Origin of the sequence: Streptomyces sp. NPDC056486, assembly GCF_042795295.1 — a bacterium.
Classification (GTDB): domain Bacteria; phylum Actinomycetota; class Actinomycetes; order Streptomycetales; family Streptomycetaceae; genus Streptomyces.
Map to the genome: position 1 here is coordinate 1 of NZ_JBHTSF010000135.1, position 19,937 is coordinate 19,937.

At 70.4% G+C, this 19,937-nt stretch carries 15 protein-coding genes; 11 read left to right on the forward strand and 4 right to left on the reverse strand.

The window, feature by feature from the left end:
- Nucleotides 1-57: 57 nt before the first annotated feature.
- The 4 genes from ACFQ7F_RS35525 to ACFQ7F_RS35540 form a co-directional block, all read right to left on the reverse strand.
- On the reverse strand, nucleotides 58-2,493 hold the full coding sequence (locus tag ACFQ7F_RS35525) for a DUF3488 and DUF4129 domain-containing transglutaminase family protein (RefSeq protein WP_383279957.1): 2,436 nt from the start codon (nucleotides 2,491-2,493) through the stop codon (nucleotides 58-60).
- A gap of 82 nt (nucleotides 2,494-2,575) precedes the next feature.
- The gene (locus ACFQ7F_RS35530; RefSeq protein WP_383279960.1) at nucleotides 2,576-3,943 is read right to left on the reverse strand and encodes a DUF58 domain-containing protein; all 1,368 of its coding nucleotides are present in this window, start codon (nucleotides 3,941-3,943) and stop codon (nucleotides 2,576-2,578) included.
- On the reverse strand, nucleotides 3,943-4,962 hold the full coding sequence (locus ACFQ7F_RS35535; RefSeq protein ID WP_383279963.1) for an AAA family ATPase: 1,020 nt from the start codon (nucleotides 4,960-4,962) through the stop codon (nucleotides 3,943-3,945). Before ACFQ7F_RS35535 ends, ACFQ7F_RS35530 begins: the two co-directional genes overlap by 1 nt.
- Nucleotides 4,963-5,189: 227 nt before the next feature.
- Entirely contained in the window at nucleotides 5,190-5,813 is a 624-nt protein-coding gene (locus tag ACFQ7F_RS35540; protein WP_383279966.1) for a beta-class carbonic anhydrase, read from the reverse strand.
- A 359-nt stretch (nucleotides 5,814-6,172) separates the two neighbouring features.
- Between ACFQ7F_RS35540 and rsmH the strand changes: the two genes are divergently transcribed.
- The 11 genes from rsmH to ftsZ form a co-directional block, all read left to right on the forward strand.
- Nucleotides 6,173-7,129, forward strand: a complete 957-nt coding sequence (gene rsmH, locus ACFQ7F_RS35545) for a 16S rRNA (cytosine(1402)-N(4))-methyltransferase RsmH (protein ID WP_383279969.1) — start codon at nucleotides 6,173-6,175, stop codon at nucleotides 7,127-7,129.
- Nucleotides 7,130-7,213: 84 nt separating this feature from the next.
- On the forward strand, nucleotides 7,214-7,771 hold the full coding sequence (locus tag ACFQ7F_RS35550; RefSeq protein WP_383279972.1) for a septum formation initiator family protein: 558 nt from the start codon (nucleotides 7,214-7,216) through the stop codon (nucleotides 7,769-7,771).
- Nucleotides 7,772-7,776: 5 nt separating this feature from the next.
- Nucleotides 7,777-9,735 (forward strand): peptidoglycan D,D-transpeptidase FtsI family protein, encoded by a 1,959-nt coding sequence (locus tag ACFQ7F_RS35555; RefSeq protein ID WP_383279975.1) that lies wholly within the window; start codon nucleotides 7,777-7,779, stop codon nucleotides 9,733-9,735.
- Nucleotides 9,736-9,754: 19 nt separating this feature from the next.
- A complete protein-coding gene (locus tag ACFQ7F_RS35560) occupies nucleotides 9,755-11,407 on the forward strand; it encodes a UDP-N-acetylmuramoyl-L-alanyl-D-glutamate--2,6-diaminopimelate ligase (RefSeq protein WP_383279978.1) in 1,653 nt (550 codons plus the stop codon).
- Between the two features lie 4 nt (nucleotides 11,408-11,411).
- Nucleotides 11,412-12,824: a UDP-N-acetylmuramoyl-tripeptide--D-alanyl-D-alanine ligase gene (gene murF / locus ACFQ7F_RS35565; protein WP_383279980.1), complete on the forward strand. Its 1,413-nt coding sequence runs from the start codon at nucleotides 11,412-11,414 to the stop codon at nucleotides 12,822-12,824.
- Entirely contained in the window at nucleotides 12,821-13,891 is a 1,071-nt protein-coding gene (gene mraY, locus ACFQ7F_RS35570; RefSeq protein ID WP_383279983.1) for a phospho-N-acetylmuramoyl-pentapeptide-transferase, read from the forward strand. Before murF ends, mraY begins: the two co-directional genes overlap by 4 nt.
- The gene (gene murD / locus ACFQ7F_RS35575; protein ID WP_383279986.1) at nucleotides 13,891-15,297 is read left to right on the forward strand and encodes a UDP-N-acetylmuramoyl-L-alanine--D-glutamate ligase; all 1,407 of its coding nucleotides are present in this window, start codon (nucleotides 13,891-13,893) and stop codon (nucleotides 15,295-15,297) included. The genes mraY and murD overlap by 1 nt, the downstream gene beginning before the upstream one ends.
- 81 nt (nucleotides 15,298-15,378) lie before the next feature.
- Complete coding sequence (gene ftsW / locus ACFQ7F_RS35580) at nucleotides 15,379-16,701, forward strand: putative lipid II flippase FtsW (protein ID WP_383279989.1); 1,323 nt, start codon at nucleotides 15,379-15,381, stop codon at nucleotides 16,699-16,701.
- A gap of 6 nt (nucleotides 16,702-16,707) precedes the next feature.
- A complete protein-coding gene (gene murG, locus ACFQ7F_RS35585) occupies nucleotides 16,708-17,802 on the forward strand; it encodes an undecaprenyldiphospho-muramoylpentapeptide beta-N-acetylglucosaminyltransferase (protein ID WP_160504531.1) in 1,095 nt (364 codons plus the stop codon).
- Nucleotides 17,803-17,836: 34 nt separating this feature from the next.
- A complete protein-coding gene (locus ACFQ7F_RS35590) occupies nucleotides 17,837-18,661 on the forward strand; it encodes a cell division protein FtsQ/DivIB (protein ID WP_383279992.1) in 825 nt (274 codons plus the stop codon).
- A gap of 275 nt (nucleotides 18,662-18,936) precedes the next feature.
- Nucleotides 18,937-19,937: cell division protein FtsZ (gene ftsZ / locus ACFQ7F_RS35595; protein ID WP_383279995.1), on the forward strand; the 1,001-nt coding region annotated here is incomplete at its 3' end.

Consider the following 19,937-nt stretch of genomic DNA (forward strand, 5'->3'; position numbering starts at 1 on the left):
CTTACGCATGTCCTCAAGTCACGCATGTCCCCAAGCCCCCTGTCCGGGGGCCCGGGCTCAGCCCTCCTGCTGCGGCGAGGGCTGCGACGGCCCCGAAGGCCTCCGCAGTGCCGCCCACCGCTTGGTGATCCGCTCGGACCACGTCGCCTTGAGCGCCGTCCAGCGGTCCGAGACCGACCACACCACCCGTGCGGCCGAACGCGGGGCGAGCGTCACCCGCAGCCGGGTCGCACGGCCCACCGTTGCCCCAAGGCCCTCGGACACGCGGCGCACGTCGTCGGCCAGGCCGGCCGTCGGCTGTGGCCGTGGCGCGTAGAGGACCTGTTCGACCGCGGCGGCCAGACGATGGACGGATTCCGCGGGTGCCGCGGCGAGCTGCCCGACGCGGACGATCCGGGCTGCCGCCTTGCGCGGGGTCTGCGACTCGTCCGGCGCAATCCCGTGGTCCCAGGCCGTGTCGGTCACTTCGAGCCAGGCGGCGAGGGTCCGCGCGGCCGCGTCCGCCTCCGTACGGCCGTTGGAGCCCAGGCGCACCGCGCGGATCCGCTTGCGCCACAGCATCGGCAGCAAGGGGACGCCGAGAACCACGAGCGCTCCCAGGGCCACGGCAAGGATCATGCCGATCGGTGGCCCTTCGCCGCCCGAGCCGCCCGCGAGCGCCGGGGCCGTGCTCGCGCAGCCGCCCTGCTTCTGCTGGTCGGCGGGGCAGCTCGTGGAGGCCGAAGGTTCGTCGGAGGGAGCCGTCGTCGAGGACGGCTCGGGCACCGCCGGATCGCTCGCGCCGTCGGACGGGGTGTCCGGGCGCGTGTAGTCCGGCACCGTGCCGCGGTTCGGGGTCGGCTCGAAGCGGGTCCAGCCGACGCCCTCGAAGTACAGCTCGGGCCAGGCGTGCGCGTCCCGCAGACCGACCGACATCGAACCGTCCCCCTGCGCGGCGCCGGGCGTGAAGCCCACCGCGACGCGCGCCGGGATGCCCAGTGTCCGCGCCATCGAGGCCATGGCGAACGAGAAGTGGACGCAGAAGCCTTCCTTCTGCTCCAGGAAGCGCGCTATCGCCGCCGGGCCGCTGCCCGCCCGCACCTGCGTGTTGTACGTGAAGCCGCCCTCCGAGGCGAAATAGTCCTGGAGCTTGACGGCCTTCTCGTAGTCGTTCGACGTGCCCTTGGTGATGCGGCGGGCCTCGGAGGCCACCACGGACGGCAGTGTGTCGGGGACCTTGGTGAACTCCTCGGCGATCTGCTTGGGCGGCTCGGATGCGCCCGCGAGCTGCTCGGCCGTCGGCTCCACGATGAGGCTCTTGACCTCGTACTGCGCGCCGCGCGTCGTCTGGCCGCGGTCACCGACCAGGGCGCGGCCGACCGGCTCGTACCGCCAGCGGCCGCCGATCTTCACCTGGCTCGCCGGGTAGGGCATCGGCAGCCAGTTCTGCGCGTAGCTGTCGGCGGCCGAGATGTTGGTCTGGATCTCGGTCCTGCGGACGTCGGGGTAGAGACCCGGCGGGTCCTCGAGGCGCGACGGCACGTCGTCGATGCTTCGGACGGTGGTCTTCCAGGTCGTGCCGTCGAACTGGTCCAGGGAGACGATCCGCAGATAGAGGTTGTCGGTCTGCTTGGCGTTCGTCTTGTACGAGATGACCTCGCGGTCGTCCGGTTCGTTCAGGCTGTCCTGGAGCGCGACCAGCGGATTCACCGCGGAAATCGTGCCGCCACCGCCGGAGCCCGAGCCTCCGGCACCGCCGGAACCGTCGAGGAGCCCGCCGTCGAGGGCGGGCAGCGCAAGCGGCACCACCAGGGCGATGCCCAGGGCGACCGCGCCGATGCGCCGCCCCGTGCGGACCGGCGCGATCGCACCGGTGTCGGTCTCCAGGCCCCCCGCGATCCGTCCCGGCGCACGCGCCGCGCCCCCGAAGACGCGCCCCCACTGGGAGAGCCGGTCCCGGCCCTCCGCGAGGAGCAGCAACAGATACCCGGCGGCCGCGAGCAGGAACCACAGCCACCCCGCGCCGTCCCCGGAGAGCCCCGCGGCGACCGAGTACAGCGCGAGCAGCGGAAGACCCGCGGGCGCCGCCGTACGGAACGTCACCGCGAGGGCGTCCACCGCGAGGCCGATCACCAGGACGCCGCCGACCAGCATCAGCCGGATGCCGTCACTGAGCGGCGCCGGAATCGCGTACTGCCCGACGTCGTTGCCGCCCGCCTCAAGGAGCAGCCCGAACTTCCGGAACACGTCGGGGCCCGGCAGCACCCCGGCGACCGCCTGCTCACGGGCGAACACCAGGGTGAGCAGAAGCAGCGTCACCAGGGCCTGCACGCCGACCGTGACCGGCCGTGCGAGCGGGACACGGCGGGTGAGCGCGCCCACGCCGCTCTGCAGCGCGAGCAGGATCGCCGCCTGGATGAACCACGTCGCCGGATCGACGAGCGGAAGGAGCGCCCCCGACGCCATCAGCGTGGCCGCCGTGGCACAGAGCGCGAGTCGCGCGCGCCCACTCATGAACGTCCCCCTGTTGTCGTACGCGTCGTGCCTATGGTCCTGCCGGACGGGCCGCCTGTAGTCCTGCCGGACGGGCCGCCGCTCATCCCCAGCCCCCGGTCGTCGTCCCCGCAGCCGGAGCCGGGCCCGTGCTCGCCCGCAGATGGTCCGCCTGGCGCCACAGGTCCACCAGAGCGACCCCGGGAGGCACCGCCACGGCCGTCCAGCCCGCCTCGCGCAGCATCCGGACCCGCTCGTCACCGGGGCCCGAAGGAGCGCCGCCCGGACCCTGGGCCCAGGCCGTGCTGTCCAGGACGAAGGCGACCGCGGCGCCGCTGCGCTGCCGCATCTTGGCGGCCACCGTCGCCTGCTCCTCGTCGAGGTCGCCGAGGAAGGCGATGAGGAGGCCTTCGTTGCCCCCGCGCAGCACGTCGTACGCGGGGGAGAGCCCCGCGCCGTCCGAGTGGTCGATCACCGCGAGGGTGTCCATCATCAGTCCCGCCGCGTCCGCCGACTCCTGGCTCGCGCCCGCGAAACCGCCCGAGCCCTCGCCGGGCACGGAGTTGCCGGTGTCGGTCAGAAGCCGTACCGAGAAGCCCCGTTCCAGCATGTGCACCAGGGCGGACGCCGTGCCCGACACCGCCCACTCGAACGCGGAGTCCGGACCCGCGCCCCGGAAGGCGTGCGCCCGGGTGTCGAGGAGCACCGTGCAGCGGGCCCGCTGCGGCTGCTCCTCGCGGCGCACCATGAGCTCTCCGTAGCGAGCCGTGGAGCGCCAGTGGACGCGGCGCAGGTCGTCGCCGTGGCGGTAGCCCCGCGGGATCACGTCGTCCTCGCCCGCGAGGGCGAGGGAGCGGTGCCGCCCGTCGCCGTACCCCTTGGCCTCGCCGGTCAGCCGCACCGGAGGCAGTGCCTCCACGCGCGGGATGACCGTCAAGGTGTCGAACGTGGAGAAGGAGCGGGTCAGCTCGCACATCCCGAAGGGGTCCGTCAGACGGAGCTGGAGCGGGCCGAGCGGATAGCGCCCCCGCAGGTCCGAGCGGACGCGGTAGGACACCTCCCTGCGGCCTCCCGCCTCCACCCGGTCGAGCACGAACCGGGGCCGCGGCCCCAGGACGTAGGGCACCCGGTCCTGGAGCATCAGGAGGCCCGTGGGCAGTCGCGAGACGTTGTCCATCCGCAGATGGACACGGGCCTCCGAACTGGCGGGCACGCGCGCGGGGGAGAGCCTGCGGCTGCCCGCGACGCGGTAGCGGGTGCGGTAGAGCACGGTCGCGCACACCAGCGGAAGGACGGCGAGCAGCAGCCCGACCCGGAGCAGATCGCTCTGCCCCAGGACGTACGCGCAGACGGCGGCGGCGACCCCGGCCGCGAGGAACGAACGCCCGCGTGTGGTCAGACCCGCGAGCGCGGTCCGCAGTCCGCCCTTGTCCTCATCGGCCTGCGCCGGCTGCGGCCCCCCGTCCGCCATCACAGCCTCCGCGCGCCGGGCGGCTGCTGGTTGAAGTAGCCGCTGTTCGGCTGGGCGGCGGCCGGTACGGGCGTGCGCTGGAGGATTTCCAGGATGACCGATTCGGCCGTACGACGGTTCAACTGGGCCTGTGCCGTGGGCAGCAGCCGGTGCGCGAGCACCGCCACGGCGAGGGCCTGCACATCGTCCGGCAGGGCGAACTCCCGGCCGCTGAGCGCGGCGGAGGCCTTGGCCGCCCGCAGTAGATGCAGCGTCGCGCGCGGGGATGCCCCGAGTCTCAGGTCCGGGTGGTTGCGGGTCGCCCCGACAAGCTCCACGGCGTACCGCCGTACGGAGTCGGCGACGTGGACCGTGCGGACGGCGTCGATGAGCTTCACGATGTCGTGCGCGTGCGCCACCGGCTGGAGGTCGTCGAGCGGCGATACACCGCCGTGCACGTCCAGCATCTGCAGCTCGGCATCCGCGCTCGGGTAGCCGATCGAGACGCGCGCCATGAAGCGGTCGCGCTGCGCCTCGGGCAGGGGATAGGTTCCCTCCATCTCGACGGGGTTCTGCGTCGCCACCACCATGAAGGGGCTCGGCAGTTCATAGGTCTGCCCGTCGATGGTGACCTGGCGCTCCTCCATGGACTCCAGGAGCGCGGACTGCGTCTTCGGTGACGCACGGTTGATCTCGTCGCCGATCACGATCTGCGCGAAGATCGCGCCGGGCTTGAACTCGAAGTCCCGGCGCTGCTGGTCGAAAATGGACACACCAGTGATGTCCGACGGCAGCAGATCAGGCGTGAACTGGATACGCCGCACCGAGCAGTCGATGGACCGCGCGAGTGCTTTGGCGAGCATGGTCTTTCCCACGCCCGGTACATCCTCGATCAGCAAGTGCCCCTCGGCGAGGAGCACGGTCAGCGAAAGCCGTACGACCTCTGGCTTACCTTCGATCACACCCTCGACCGACCTGCGGACACGCTCCGCTGTGGCGGTCAGATCTGTGAGGCTCGCTCGATCGTCATAGGTCGTCACCCGGCCCTCCTCGGACACACGTTCTCCGGGCCGACGCATCTGTGTGCGGCCCGGCCCACCCCGAATCACGGACACCACGCGTGAATGGTTCAGCGTGATGCCACACCCGCATTCTTGTTGGGCATACCGGGTTGTGTCACTCGCCCGTGGATAACTGGCGGCGTTATGTCGGGTCTTACGCCCTTTTGACTGCCGAGCCGATCCGGAAAGGTACGGTCCGGACGCGGTCACGCAGGGTCGATCTCCCGCAGCAGACCCGTGGTCACATCGAAGACGAATCCCCGCACGTCGTCGGTGTGCAGGAGGAACGGCGAGGTCCGCACGCGCTGCATCGACTGCCGCACGTCCTGGTCGACGTCGCGGAAGGCCTCCACCGCCCAGGAGGGCCGCTGGCCGACCTCGAGCTCGAGCTCGTGCCGGAACTCCTCGGTGAGGCTCTCCAGACCGCAGCTCGTGTGGTGGATCAGGACGACGCTCTTCGTGCCGAGGGCGCGCTGGCTGATCGTCAGGGAGCGCATGACGTCGTCGGTCACCACGCCGCCCGCGTTGCGGATGGTGTGGCAGTCACCCAGTTCGAGGCCGAGCGCGTCGTGGAGGTCGATGCGGGCGTCCATGCAGGCGACGACGGCCACGCCGAGGACGGGGCGCGCGTCCATGCCCGGGTCGGTGAAGCCCGAGGCGTACCGGTGGTTGGCCTCGACGAGGCGGTCCGTGACGGTGCCGTCGGCGGCTATGCCACCGGACGGCTCTGCGGGGAAGCTTCCCGTAGGGGATGCGGAAGTCGACATGGCTATGACGGTAGTCGGCACTGATCGTCCGGGCCCGCTGTGAGAAGGGACAAAGAACGTCAATGAGTCTTGTTGTGAGCTAACCCACAGGAGTGGACGGGCTACCCCCGAACGGGTGACGGAGTGCGATGTGCGGCTCCTTCGAGGACCCGTCCGCGACGCGCAGGCCAGTTGATTGACCGGGCGACAGGGTGGACTAAAGTGACGCGAAGTGGGAGGGCCGTGACCTGCTCCCCGCTGGACTGTTCACCCGGGGATTGCCTGAATCCCCCCGCGTACGCGGCGCGTACGTACGGCTCGGCCTCCTCCCGCTCCCGGTCGGCTGACGCCACTTCCCCGGCGCCAGCAGGCCATGCACCTTCCCGGGCGGGCGGGGACCCGGCTGTGCGCACGTTTCGCCGCGCCGGACCTGAGAGGGCCCTTTGAGCCACACCCGACATGTCCCGGTGATGCTCCAGCGATGCCTGGACCTGTTGGCCCCCGCGCTCGCCCAGCCGGGTGCGGTCGTCGTCGACTGCACCCTCGGTCTCGGCGGCCACAGCGAGGCGCTGCTTTCCACCTTCCCGTCGGCCCGCCTGATCGGCCTCGACCGCGACAAGGAAGCGCTGCGGCTCTCCGGGGAGCGGCTCGCCCCCTTCGGCGACCGGGCCGAACTGGTGCACGCCGTCTACGACGAGCTCCCCGACGTACTGGACCGGCTCGGCATCGCGAAGGTCCAGGGCGTCCTCTTCGACCTCGGTGTCTCCTCCATGCAGCTCGACGAGGCGGACCGGGGCTTCGCCTACGCGCAGGACGCGCCCCTCGACATGCGCATGGACCAGACGACCGGCGTCAGCGCCGCCGAGGTCCTCAACACGTACGCACCGGGCGAACTGGTGCGGATCCTGCGCCAGTACGGCGAGGAGAAGCAGGCCAAGCGGATCGTGGGCGCCGTCGTGCGCGAGCGCGAGAAGGAACCGTTCAGCAACAGCGCGCGGCTCGTCGAGCTGATCCGCGACTCCCTGCCGCAGGCCGCCAAGCGCACCGGCGGCAACCCCGCCAAGCGCACCTTCCAGGCCCTGCGCATCGAGGTCAACGGCGAGCTGAGCGTCCTGGAGGCGGCCATCCCGGCGGCCGTGAAGACGCTCGCCGTCGACGGCCGCATCGCCGTCCTCTCGTACCACTCGCTCGAGGACCGCCTGGTCAAGCGGGTGTTCGCGGCAGGCGCCGCGACGACCGCGCCGCCCGGTCTGCCCGTCGTCCCCGAGCGCTACCAGCCCCGGCTCAAGCTGCTCACGCGCGGCGCGGAACTGCCGACCGAGGAAGAGGTCGCCGAGAACCGCAGGGCGGCCCCGGCGAGGCTGCGGGGTGCGATGCGCATCCGCGAGGAGGCTCTGTGAAGCGAGGAGGCTCCGTGAGGCGAGGAGGCTCTGTGCAGCGTGCCCGCAAGGAGCACCCGTGAACGGCGTCCCCCAGGAGACCCCATGAGCAAGAAGCCGCAGTTGCGCGGAAGGGCCGCCCGGCTCGCGCGGCTCCTTCCTGCGGGGCCGAGCCAGGCCGCGCGCACGCCTTTCGTGCTGCTCGTCGTGCTGCTCCTCGGCGGCGGCCTGATCGGCCTTCTCATCCTGAACTCCTCGCTCAACGAGGGCTCGTTCCAGCTGAGCGAGCTCAAGAAGGAGACGACCGAGCTCACCGACCAGGAGCAGGAGCTCCAGCGGGACGTGGACGCCTACGCCGCCCCTGACGCCCTCCAGCGCCGCGCCCGTGAGCTCGGCATGGTGCCGGGCGGCGACCCTGCCTTCCTGAACCCGGACGGCACCGTGCGCGGCGTTCCCGGCGCCGCCGAGCAGACCTCCGCGCTGCGGCCCGAGCCGCGCCCGCAGGAGGTGGCGTCCCCGGCGCCCTCGGTCTCGCTCCCGGCCACGCCCACACCGTCGCCCTCGCCGCCCCAGGCACCCCCGGCCCCCTCCGCCGCCCCCTCGGAAGCCACGCCCACGCCCACCCCCTCCGCGAAGCCCGGCCCCACGACCTCCGGCAGGTGACGTAAGTGACGGACCGCCAACCCCCGCGACGCAGGGTCCCGGGTCCCGCGCGGCCTTCGCGCCCCGCCCGCCCCGGCGAACAGCGCCGCCCGGGATCAGGGGCCCGCCCCGCGGCCCGCCGCCCCCGCCCCGCCACCAAGGCCCGCACCATCCGGCTCGGCAGCCCCCGGCCCCGCCTTCGCATGGTGAGCCTCGGCCTGACCCTGGTGATGCTGGCCTTTGTCGTACGCCTCCTCCAGGTGCAGGCGGTCGACGCGAGCGTGTACACCACCAAGGCCGAGAAGAACCGCTACTTCAGCCACGTCCTGACCGCCGAGCGCGGCGGCATCACCGACCGCAGCGGCGTCGAGCTCGCCGCCAGCGTGGACGCGTACGACATCACGGCCGACCCCACGATGTTCACGGCGAAGGAGATGGGCATCAAGGACGGGCCCGAACAGGCCGCGGCGCTCCTCGCCCCGATCCTCGACAAGGACGTCGACCGGCTCACCGAGCAGCTCAAGACCCCCAAGACGCGCTACGTCCTGCTCGCCCGCAGGCAGACCCCGCAGGTCTGGAAGCAGATCAAGGACCTGCGCGGCGCGCTCGACGACAAGGCGAGCACCGACAAGAAGAGCGCCAACGTCCTGGCGGGCGTCTTCCAGGACCCCAGCAGCAAGCGCGTGTACCCGAACGACACCCTGGGCGCCGGGATACTGGGCTGGGTCAACGCCGAGGGCAAGGGCGCGGGCGGTGTCGAGCAGCAGCTCAACAAGGAGCTCGCGGGCAAGGACGGCAAGATCAGGTACGCCCAGTCCGGCGGCCATCAGGTGCCGACCGCGGGCAGCACGGAGACGCCCGCCGTGCCCGGCTCGGACGTCGAGCTCACCATCGACCGCGACATCCAGTGGGCCGCGCAGAACGCCATCACCGAGCAGGTCAAGAAGTCCGAGGCGGACCGCGGCTACGTGATAGTGCAGGACAACAAGACCGGCGAGATCCTCGCGATGGCCAACTCCCCGGGCTTCGATCCGAACGACCTCTCGCAGGCCGACGGCACGGCCCTGGGCAACGCGGGGCTCCAGGACGCCTTCGAGCCGGGTTCGACCGCGAAGATCATGTCGATGGCCGCCGTCCTCGAGGAGAACGCGGCCACGCCCGGCACGCATGTGACGGTCCCCAACCGGCTGCACCGCGGCGACCGGCTCTTCCAGGACGACATCGACCACCCGACCTGGCACCTCACGCTCAACGGCGTGCTCGCCAAGTCCAGCAACATCGGCACGATCCTGGCCACCGGCGAGCTGGGCAAGACCCAGCGTGAAGCCAACAAGTCGCTCTACTCGTACCTGCGCAAGTTCGGCATCGGCAGGGAGACCGGGCTCGACTTCCCCGGCGAGACGTCCGGCATCCTCGCGCCGGCCGACAAGTGGTCCACCTCGCAGCAGTTCACGGTCCCGTTCGGCCAGGGCTTCTCGATCAACGCGATGCAGGCGGCCTCCGTCTACTCGACCATCGCCAACGGCGGCGTACGCGTCGAGCCCTCGCTGGTACGCGGCATAAAGGGCCCCGACGGCCGCTTCACGCCCGCGCAGAAGCCCAAGAAGACCCGTGTGGTGAGCGAGAAGACCGCCAAGACGGTGTCGCACATGCTCGAGTCCGTCGTCGACGACGAAGAGGGCACGGGCACCAAGGCCCGCATCCCCGGCTACCGGGTCGCGGGCAAGACGGGTACGGCCAACCGGGTCGACCCTGAGACCGGCAAGTACAAGGGCTACACCTCGTCCTTCGCCGGGTTCGCGCCCGCCGACAAGCCGCGCGTCACCGTCTACTGCGCGATTCAGAACGCCACCAAGGGAAGCTACTTCGGCGGCCAGATCTGCGGTCCCATCTACAAGGAAGTCATGCAGTTCGCCCTCAAGACGCTCCAGGTCCCGCCCACAGGCAAAAGCGCGGCCCGGCTCCCCGTCACCTTCGAACCCTGAGCCCTACCAGGACAAACCCGTGACAACGATCACTCCGAGGCCGGACAACCAGCCTCCGCCACACCGCCCGCTTCGCCCAACACCCGGTGAGCCCGGTACGCTCACCGCCGTGCCACACGCTGATCAGTCCCAAACCACCCAGAAGGGCGTTCCCGTGACATATCCGGGACCGCCGCGGCCGGTCCAGGTCTCCGCGACGCCGCTCGCCAGGATCGCCGATCAGCTGGGCGTCGCCGCCCCGGGCACGGGGGAGGTCAGCGGCATCACGCACGACTCCCGCGCGGTCCGCCCCGGCGACATCTACGCCGCGCTGCCCGGCGCCCGGCTGCACGGCGCCGACTTCGTCGCGCAGGCCGCCGACCTCGGCGCCGCCGCGATCCTCACCGACCCGACGGGCGCCGAACGCGCGACCGTCACGGGCCTGCCGGTCCTGGTCGTCGCCGACCCGCGCGGCTCCATGGGGGAGCTCGCGACGACGGTGTACGGCCATCCGGGGCGCGATCTGCTCCAGATCGGCATCACCGGTACGTCCGGCAAGACCACGACGGCCTATCTCGTCGAGGGCGGCCTCAAGGGCATCCGGTCGACCGGTCTCATCGGCACGGTCGAGATGCGCATCGGCGAAGAGCGGATCAAGTCCGAACGTACGACCCCTGAGGCGACCGACCTCCAGGCGCTGTTCGCGGTGATGCGCGAGCGCGGCGTCGAGGCCGTCGTCATGGAGGTCTCCAGTCACGCCCTCGTACTCGGCCGGGTGGACGGCTGCGTCTTCGACGTCGCCGTCTTCAACAACCTCAGCCCGGAGCACATGGAGTTCCACTCCGATATGGAGGACTACTTCCAGGCCAAGGCGCAGCTGTTCTCCAAACAGCGCTCCCGGCTCGGAGTGGTCAACTTCGACGACGAGTACGGGCGCCGGCTCATCACCGAGTCCGAGGTCCCCGTCACCACCTTCTCGGCGGAGGGGCACCCCGACGCCGACTGGCGGGCGGAGGATGTCGAGGTCATGCCGTTCGACTCCACGTTCGTGGCGGTCGGTCCGAAGGGGGAGCGGATCACCGCACGGTCCCCGCTGGCCGGTCCATTCAACGTCGCCAACACCCTCGCCGCGATCGTCTCGCTGGCCGTCGCGGGGATCGACCCGCAGCAGGCCGCCGACGGCGTCGCTGCGGTCCCGGGCGTCCCCGGCCGCCTGGAGCGCATCGACGCGGGCCAGCCCTACCTCGCGGTCGTCGACTACGCCCACAAGACGGACGCCGTCGAATCGGTCCTGCGCGCCCTGCGCAAGGTCACCGAGAACAAACTGCACATCGTCCTCGGCTGCGGCGGCGACCGGGACAAGACCAAGCGGATGCCGATGGGCGCCGCCGCGGCCCGGCTCGCCGACACCGCCGTCCTCACCGCCGACAATCCCCGAGGTGAGGACCCTCTGGCGATCCTCGCCACGATGCTCGCCGGCGCCGCCGACGTGCCGTCCCACGAGCGCGGCGACGTCGCCGTCTTCGAGGACCGCGCCACCGCCATCCGCGCGGCCGTCGCCCGTGCCGAGCCGGGCGACACGGTCCTCGTCGCGGGCAAGGGCCACGAGCAGGGACAGGACATCGCCGGGGTGGTACGTCCCTTCGACGACCGCCAGGTACTTCGCGAAGCTATCCAGCAAACCCAGGGATGAATCTGTGATCGCCCTCTCCCTCGCCGAGATCGCCACTGTCGTCGGCGGGCAGACCTACGACATACCGGATCCGTCCGTCCAGGTCACCGGACCGGTCGTCAGGGACTCCCGTGAAGTGGAGCCCGGCAGCCTCTTCGTCGCCTTCGTCGGCGAGCGCGTCGACGGCCACGACTACGCGTCCGCGGTGATCGGGGCAGGCGCCGCCGCCGTCCTCGCCGCGCGCCCCGTCGGCGTGCCCGCCATCGTCGTCGACGACGTGCAGGCGGCCCTCGGAGCCCTGGCGCGGCACGTGGTGGAGCGCCTCGGCGCGACGCTCGTCGCGCTCACAGGCTCCGTCGGCAAGACCAGCTCCAAGGACCTGCTCGCCCAGGTCCTGCGGAGCAAGGCGCCCACGGTCTTCACGCCGGGCTCGCTCAACAACGAGATCGGCCTGCCGCTCACCGCCCTCAGCGCCACCGACGAGACGCGGTTCCTCGTCCTGGAGATGGGCGCGCGCCGCATCGGCCACATCCGCTACCTCACCGGCCTCACCCCGCCGAAGATCGGCCTCGTGCTCAACGTCGGCACCGCCCACATCGGCGAGTTCGGCGGACGCGAGCAGATCGCAGAGGCGAAGGGTGAACTCGTCGAGAGCCTGCCCGCCGACGGCACCGCCGTCCTCAACGCCGACGACCCCCTCGTCCGCGCCATGGCTTCGCGCACGAAGGCGCGCGTCCTCTTCTTCGGAGAGGCCGCCGACGCCGACGTACGCGCCGAGAATGTCCGGCTCACGGAGAACGGACAGCCTGCCTTTAGGTTGCACACACCCTCCGGGTGCAGCGACGTGACCTTGCGGCTGTACGGTGAGCACCACGTGTCGAACGCGCTTGCCGCGGCCGCCGTCGCCCATGAGCTGGGCATGTCCGCAGACGAGATCGCCCGCGCGCTCTCCGAGGCGGGCACGCTGTCCCGCTGGCGGATGGAGGTCACCGAGCGCCCGGACGGCGTGACGGTCGTCAACGACGCCTACAACGCGAACCCCGAGTCCATGCGAGCCGCCCTGCGCGCGCTCGCGGCCATGGCCAAGGGACGTCGTACGTGGGCGGTGCTCGGTCATATGGCCGAGCTCGGTGACGAGGGGCTCGCCGAACACGACGCGGTCGGACGGCTGGCTGTCCGGCTGAACGTGAGCAAGCTCGTGGCAGTCGGGGGCAGGGAAGCGTCCTGGCTCCAACTGGGCGCATACAACGAGGGTTCGTGGGGTGAGGAGTCGGTGCACGTGTCCGACGCACAGGCGGCGATCGACCTGCTGCGCAGCGAGCTGCGCCCGGGAGACGTCGTGCTGGTGAAGGCTTCCAGATCGGTCGGTCTCGAGCGGGTCGCCACGGCGCTGCTCGATGACTCCGCGTCATCCGAGGGGCAGGTCGCCGGCCGATGAGGCAAATCCTCTTCGCGGGTGTGATCGGGCTCTTCCTGACCCTGGTCGGAACCCCGCTCCTCATCAAGTTCCTGGCCCGCAAGGGCTATGGCCAGTTCATCCGGGACGACGGCCCGCGCGAGCACCACAGCAAGCGCGGTACGCCGACCATGGGTGGTATCGCCTTCATCCTGGCCACGTTCGTCGCGTACTTCCTCACGAAGATCATCACGGGTACGGAGACCACGCTCTCCGGCCTTCTGGTGCTCTTCCTGATGGGAGGCATGGGCCTCGTCGGCTTCCTCGACGACTACATCAAGATCGTCAAGCAGCGCTCGCTCGGCCTGCGGGCCAAGGCGAAGATGGCGGGACAGCTGATCGTCGGCATCGGCTTCGCCGTGCTCGCGCTGAACTGGCCCGACAACCGCAACCAGACCCCGGCCTCCACCAAGCTGTCGTTCGTCACGGACTTCGGCTGGTCGATCGGCCCGGTGCTCTTCGTGGTCTGGGCGCTGTTCATGATCCTCGCGATGTCGAACGGCGTGAACCTCACGGACGGCCTCGACGGCCTCGCCACGGGCGCCTCCGTGATGGTCTTCGGCGCGTACACCTTCATCGGTGTCTGGCAGTACCAGGAGTCCTGCGCCAACGCGGTCACACTGACCAACCCACAGGCGTGTTTCGAGGTCAGAGACCCACTTGACCTAGCTGTTGTGGCCTCCGCCCTTATGGGTGCCTGCTTCGGCTTCCTGTGGTGGAACACCTCGCCCGCCAAGATCTTCATGGGTGACACCGGCTCGCTCGCCCTGGGCGGCGCGCTCGCCGGACTCGCGATCTGCTCGCGCACGGAGATGCTCCTCGCCCTGCTCGGCGGCCTCTTCGTCCTGATCACGATGTCGGTCGTCATCCAGGTCGGCTCCTTCCGCATGACCGGGAAGCGCGTCTTCCGCATGGCGCCACTGCAGCACCACTTCGAACTCAAGGGGTGGTCCGAAGTCCTTGTGGTGGTCCGCTTCTGGATCATCCAGGGCATGTGCGTGATCGTCGGACTCGGCCTCTTCTACGCAGGATGGGCAGCCAAGAAGTAATGACTTGGGCAGGCAAGAACGTCACTGTCGCGGGGCTCGGCGTCTCGGGCATCCCGGCGGCCCGCGTGCTGCACGGCCTGGGCGCCGTCGTCACCGTCGTGAACGAAGGCGACGACGAGCGCTCCCGCACACAGGCCGCCGAGCTCGAGGCCCTGGGCGTCACCGTCCGCCTCGGTGACGGCGACACCCTGCCCCAAGGCACCGAGCTCGTCGTCACCACGCCCGGCTGGAAGCCCGGCAAGCCGCTCTTCGCGGCCGCCGCGGAGGCGGGCGTCGAGGTGTGGGGCGACGTCGAGCTGGCCTGGCGCCTGCGCGGCCCCGATGCCGCGCCGTGGCTCGCGGTCACCGGCACGAACGGCAAGACCACGACCGTACGGATGCTCGCCTCGATCCTGGAGGCGGCGGGCCTGCGGACCGCGGCCGTCGGCAACATCGGGGTCTCGCTCCTCGACGTCGTCACCGGCGACGAGACGTATGACGTACTGGCCGTCGAGCTCTCCAGCTACCAACTGCACTGGGCGCCCTCGCTGCGCGCCCACTCCGCGACCGTCCTGAACCTCGCGCCCGACCACCTGGACTGGCACGGCTCCATGGAGGCGTACGCCGCCGACAAGGGCCGCGTCTACGAGGGCAATCAGGTCGCCTGCGTCTACAACCTGGCGGACAAGGCCACCGAGGACTTGGTCCGCGAGGCCGACGTCGAAGAGGGCTGCCGCGCCATCGGTTTCACGCTGAACGCGCCCGCGCCCTCGCAACTGGGCGTCGTGGACGGCATTCTGGTCGACCGTGCCTTCGTGCCGGACCGTCAGAAGCAGGCCCAGGAGCTCGCAGAGATCTCCGACGTGCAGCCGCCCGCGCCGCACAACATCGCCAACGCCCTGGCCGCGGCCGCTCTCGCGCGCGCCTACGGCGTACCGGCGACGGCCGTCCGGGACGGTCTGCGTGCTTTCCGTCCGGACGCACACCGCATCGAACACGTCGCCGACGTGGCCGATGTGGCGTACGTCGACGACTCGAAGGCCACCAACACCCACGCGGCGGAAGCCTCGTTGGCGGCGTACGAATCGATCGTCTGGATCGCGGGCGGGCTCGCCAAGGGCGCCACCTTCGACGAGCTTGTCACCAAGTCGGCGAAGCGACTTCGGGGTGTCGTCCTGATCGGCGCCGACCGCGCGCTGATCCACGAAGCCCTCGCGCGACACGCGCCCGAGGTCCCGGTCGTCGACCTCGACCGGACCGACACTGGGGCGATGTCCGACGCGGTACGACAGGCGGCACGGCTCGCCGAGCCGGGGGACACCGTACTGATGGCTCCGGCCTGTGCGTCGATGGACATGTTCACCAACTACAACAAGCGTGGTGACGCGTTCGCGGACGCGGTCCGCGAACTCGGCGCGAGCGCCTGACGCGGGCCCCTGTGGTCCGGGGGCGCCCGGCACCCTTAGGAGGGCACGTGGCAGCGTCGTGGTGTCTCGGCGGGGGCCTTGATGGCCGGCGGTAGCGGGCGCGCGCCCACGCGCCTCGCCAGGCGGCCCGCTCCGGTCCGCTCCGCGGGAGCGCCCCGGCCGCCCAGGGAGAGCGCGGTACGGCGGTCCTACACCCGGATCAAGCGCGCCTGGGACCGGCCGCTGACCGCGTACTACCTCATCTTCGGCAGCAGCCTGCTGATCACCGTGCTCGGCCTGGTGATGGTCTATTCGGCGTCGATGATCCAGGCGCTGCAGCTCGACCTGCCCGCCGCGTACTTCTTCCGCAAGCAGTTCGTCGCGGCCGTGCTCGGCTCGATCCTGCTGCTCGTGGCCATGCGGATGCCCATCAAGCTGCACCGGGCGCTCGCCTATCCCATCCTCGCGGTGACCGTCTTCCTGATGGTGCTCGTGCAGGTCCCCGGGATAGGGCGCAGCGTCAACGGAAACCAGAACTGGATCTATCTGGGCGGCCCGTTCCAGCTCCAGCCCAGTGAGTTCGCCAAGCTCGCCCTCGTCCTGTGGGGCGCGGACCTGCTCGCCCGCAAACAGGACAAGCGCCTGCTCACCCAGTGGAAGCACATGCTGGTGCCGCTCGTGCCCGTCGCCTTCATGCTGCTCGGACTGATCATGCTGGGCGGCGACATGGGCACGGCGATCATCCTCACGGCGATCCTTTTCGGTCTGCTCTGGCTCGCGGGGGCGCCGACGCGGCTCTTCGCGGGAGTGCTCTCCATCGCCGCGCTGCTCGGTGTGATCCTCATCAAGACCAGCCCCAACCGCATGGCGAGGCTCGCCTGCATCGGTGCCACGGATCCGGGCCCCGGCGACCAGTGCTGGCAGGCCGTGCACGGGATCTACGCCCTGGCCTCCGGCGGATTCTTCGGTTCCGGCCTCGGCGCGAGTGTGGAAAAATGGGGTCAACTGCCGGAACCGCACACCGACTTCATCTTCGCCATCACGGGGGAGGAACTCGGCCTGGCGGGGACACTGTCGGTGCTCGCTCTGTTCGCGGCTCTAGGCTATGCGGGTATCCGCGTGGCCGGACGCACGGAGGACCCCTTCGTACGGTATGCCGCGGGAGGCGTGACCACCTGGATCACGGCGCAGGCCGTGATCAATGTCGGTGCGGTGCTCGGTCTGCTGCCGATCGCCGGTGTCCCGCTCCCGCTGTTCTCCTACGGGGGCTCCGCCCTGCTGCCGACCATGTTCGCCATCGGACTCCTCATCGCCTTCGCGCGGGAGGACCCGGCGGCAAAGGCGGCCCTGGCCATGCGGCAACCTCGGGTGAGATGGAACACGATGAGACGGCGCGTCAAGGCGCGTTCGTCCGGAGAGCGGTGAATTTCGGTGCATGTCGTACTCGCCGGTGGGGGGACCGCCGGCCACATCGAGCCCGCGCTTGCCCTCGCGGACGCCCTGCGGAGGCAGGACCCGACCGTGGGCATCACGGCCCTGGGCACGGAGCGTGGACTCGAGACCCGGCTCGTACCCGAGCGGGGCTACGAACTCGCGCTGATCCCGGCCGTTCCGCTGCCGCGCAAGCCCACCCCTGAGCTGATCACCGTCCCGGGGCGGCTGCGCGGCACGATCAAGGCGGCCGAGCAGATCCTGGAGCGTACGAAGGCGGACTGCGTGGTCGGCTTCGGCGGCTATGTCGCGCTGCCGGGGTACCTCGCGGCCAAGCGGACCGGGACGCCGATCGTCGTCCACGAGGCCAACGCGCGGCCCGGTCTGGCCAACAAGATCGGCTCGCGGTACGCCCACGGGGTGGCCGTCGCCACGCCGGACAGCAAGCTGCGCAACTCCCGCTACATCGGCATCCCGCTGCGCCACACCATCGCCACGCTCGACAGGGCCCGGGTCCGCCCGGAGGCGCGCGCCGCCTTCGGCCTCGACCCGAACCTGCCGACGCTGCTCGTCTCCGGCGGTTCGCAGGGCGCCAGGCGGCTCAACGAGGTCGTCCAGCAGGTCGCTCCGGTGCTCCAGCGCGCCGGGATCCAGATCCTGCACGCGGTCGGCCCGAAGAACGAAATGCCGTACGTCGAGAACATGCCCGGTATGCCGCCCTACATCCCGGTACCGTACGTGGACCGGATGGACCTCGCGTACGCCGCGGCGGACATGATGCTCTGCCGCGCGGGCGCGATGACCGTCGCCGAACTCTCCGCCGTCGGGCTTCCGGCCGCCTACGTCCCGCTGCCCATCGGCAACGGCGAACAGCGGCTGAACGCCCAGCCGGTGGTCAAGGCGGGAGGCGGACTCCTCGTGGACGACGCCGAACTGACTCCCGAGTGGGTGCAGGGCAACGTGCTCCCGGTGCTCGCCGATCCGCACCGGCTGTACGAGATGTCGCGTGCCGCATCGGAGTTCGGCCGCAGGGATGCCGACGACCTCCTCGTCGGCATGGTGTACGAGGCGATCGCCTCACGCCGCAACGGGTGAGACGGCACTAGAAGGCAGAAGAAGGCAGGGGACCGTGGCCGGACCGACCACCGCCGAACGGCAGAAGGCTGCTGCTGGTGGGTCCCGCCCGCCCCGCCCTCCCCGCCCGCCCCGCCTGCCTCGCCTTCTACGGGGCCGCGTACGCGTGCCGCGGCCGCGCACCCTGATCCTCTCGCTGATCGCACTCGTGGTGCTCGGCGCGGGCGGCAGCTGGCTGCTCTACGGCTCGCAGTGGCTGCGCGTGGAGCGCGTGACGACTTCCGGGACACGGGTCCTGACGCCACAAGAGGTGCGCGAAGCCGCCGCGGCCCCGGTCGGGGCGCCACTGATCTCGGTCGACACCGACGCTCTCGAAGACCGGCTGCGGAAGAAACTTCCGCGTATCGACACGGTCGACGTCGTCCGTTCCTGGCCACATGGAATCAGTTTGAAGGTGACGGAACGCAAGCCTGTTCTCCTTATCGAAAAGGGCGGAAAGTTCGTCGAAGTGGACGCCAAGGGAGTGCGATTCGCCACGGTCGGACATGCGCCGAAGGGCGTTCCGCACCTGGAATTGACGCCGGATCAGGAGAACGCCGCGGAGAGCCTGCGCCGGTTCGACTCCCACCACCTGCGGCGCGAGTCGGTACGGGTCGCGGGAGCACTTCCGGCTGCGGTCGCCCGCGATACCCGGGTCGTCAAGGTTCGTTCGTACGACTCGATCTCGCTGGAGTTGAGCGGCGGACGCACCGTAGCGTGGGGCAGCAGCGAGAAGGGGCGGACGAAGGCAAGCACACTCACCGCCTTGATGAAAGCCGCCCCCAAGGCACGGCACTTCGATGTAAGTGTCCCCACCGCCCCTGCGTCATCCACGAGTTGACGCATATCGTCGCAGGCCAGCACCCTGGTTCGGCGGCGCTACGGCTGATCACATAGGGTGAAAAGAAAAACGGGAGGTTCGGCGTGTTCGTTGAACGTGCGCCACTTGTCGACTTAGTGTCCTGTTCGGAAGAGTCCAAGGAACAGACACACTGGTAACCCTAAACTTCAGCGTTAGGGTTCGGGTCGGCGTTCGGACCGTCCCATTCGGCATCAGTCGTCGCGGCGCTTGACCGCGAGGCGGCGACACGTAACTCGAGGCGAGAGGCCTTCGACGTGGCAGCACCGCAGAACTACCTCGCAGTCATCAAAGTCATCGGTGTCGGCGGCGGTGGTGTCAATGCCATCAACCGGATGATCGAGGTCGGTCTCAAGGGCGTCGAGTTCATCGCCATCAACACCGACGCGCAAGCCCTGTTGATGAGCGACGCCGACGTCAAGCTCGACGTCGGCCGTGAACTCACCCGTGGCCTCGGCGCCGGAGCCAACCCGGCAGTCGGCCGCAAGGCGGCCGAGGACCACCGCGAGGAGATCGAGGAGGTCCTCAAGGGGGCCGACATGGTCTTCGTCACCGCCGGCGAAGGCGGTGGCACCGGCACGGGCGGCGCACCTGTCGTCGCCAACATCGCTCGTTCTCTTGGCGCCCTGACCATCGGCGTCGTCACCCGGCCGTTCACCTTCGAGGGCCGTCGTCGCGCCAATCAGGCCGAGGACGGGATCGCGGAGCTGCGCGAAGAGGTCGACACCCTCATCGTCATCCCCAACGACCGGCTCCTGTCCATCTCGGACCGGCAGGTCAGCGTTCTGGACGCCTTCAAGTCGGCGGACCAGGTCCTGCTCTCCGGTGTCCAGGGCATCACCGACCTCATCACGACCCCGGGTCTGATCAACCTCGACTTCGCCGACGTGAAGTCGGTCATGTCCGAGGCCGGTTCGGCTCTCATGGGCATCGGTTCGGCGCGCGGCGACGACCGCGCGGTGGCCGCCGCCGAGATGGCGATCTCCTCGCCCCTGCTCGAGGCGTCCATCGACGGAGCGCGGGGAGTCCTGCTCTCCATCTCCGGCGGCTCCGACCTCGGCCTCTTCGAGATCAACGAAGCGGCCCAACTGGTCAGCGAGGCGGCCCACCCCGAGGCCAACATCATCTTCGGCGCCGTCATCGACGACGCCCTGGGTGACGAGGTCCGGGTCACCGTCATCGCGGCGGGGGGGGGGGGGGGGCGCGCCCCCCGCCCCACCGGGGACCGGCAAACCCCCCCCGGCGGGGCCCGCCCCGA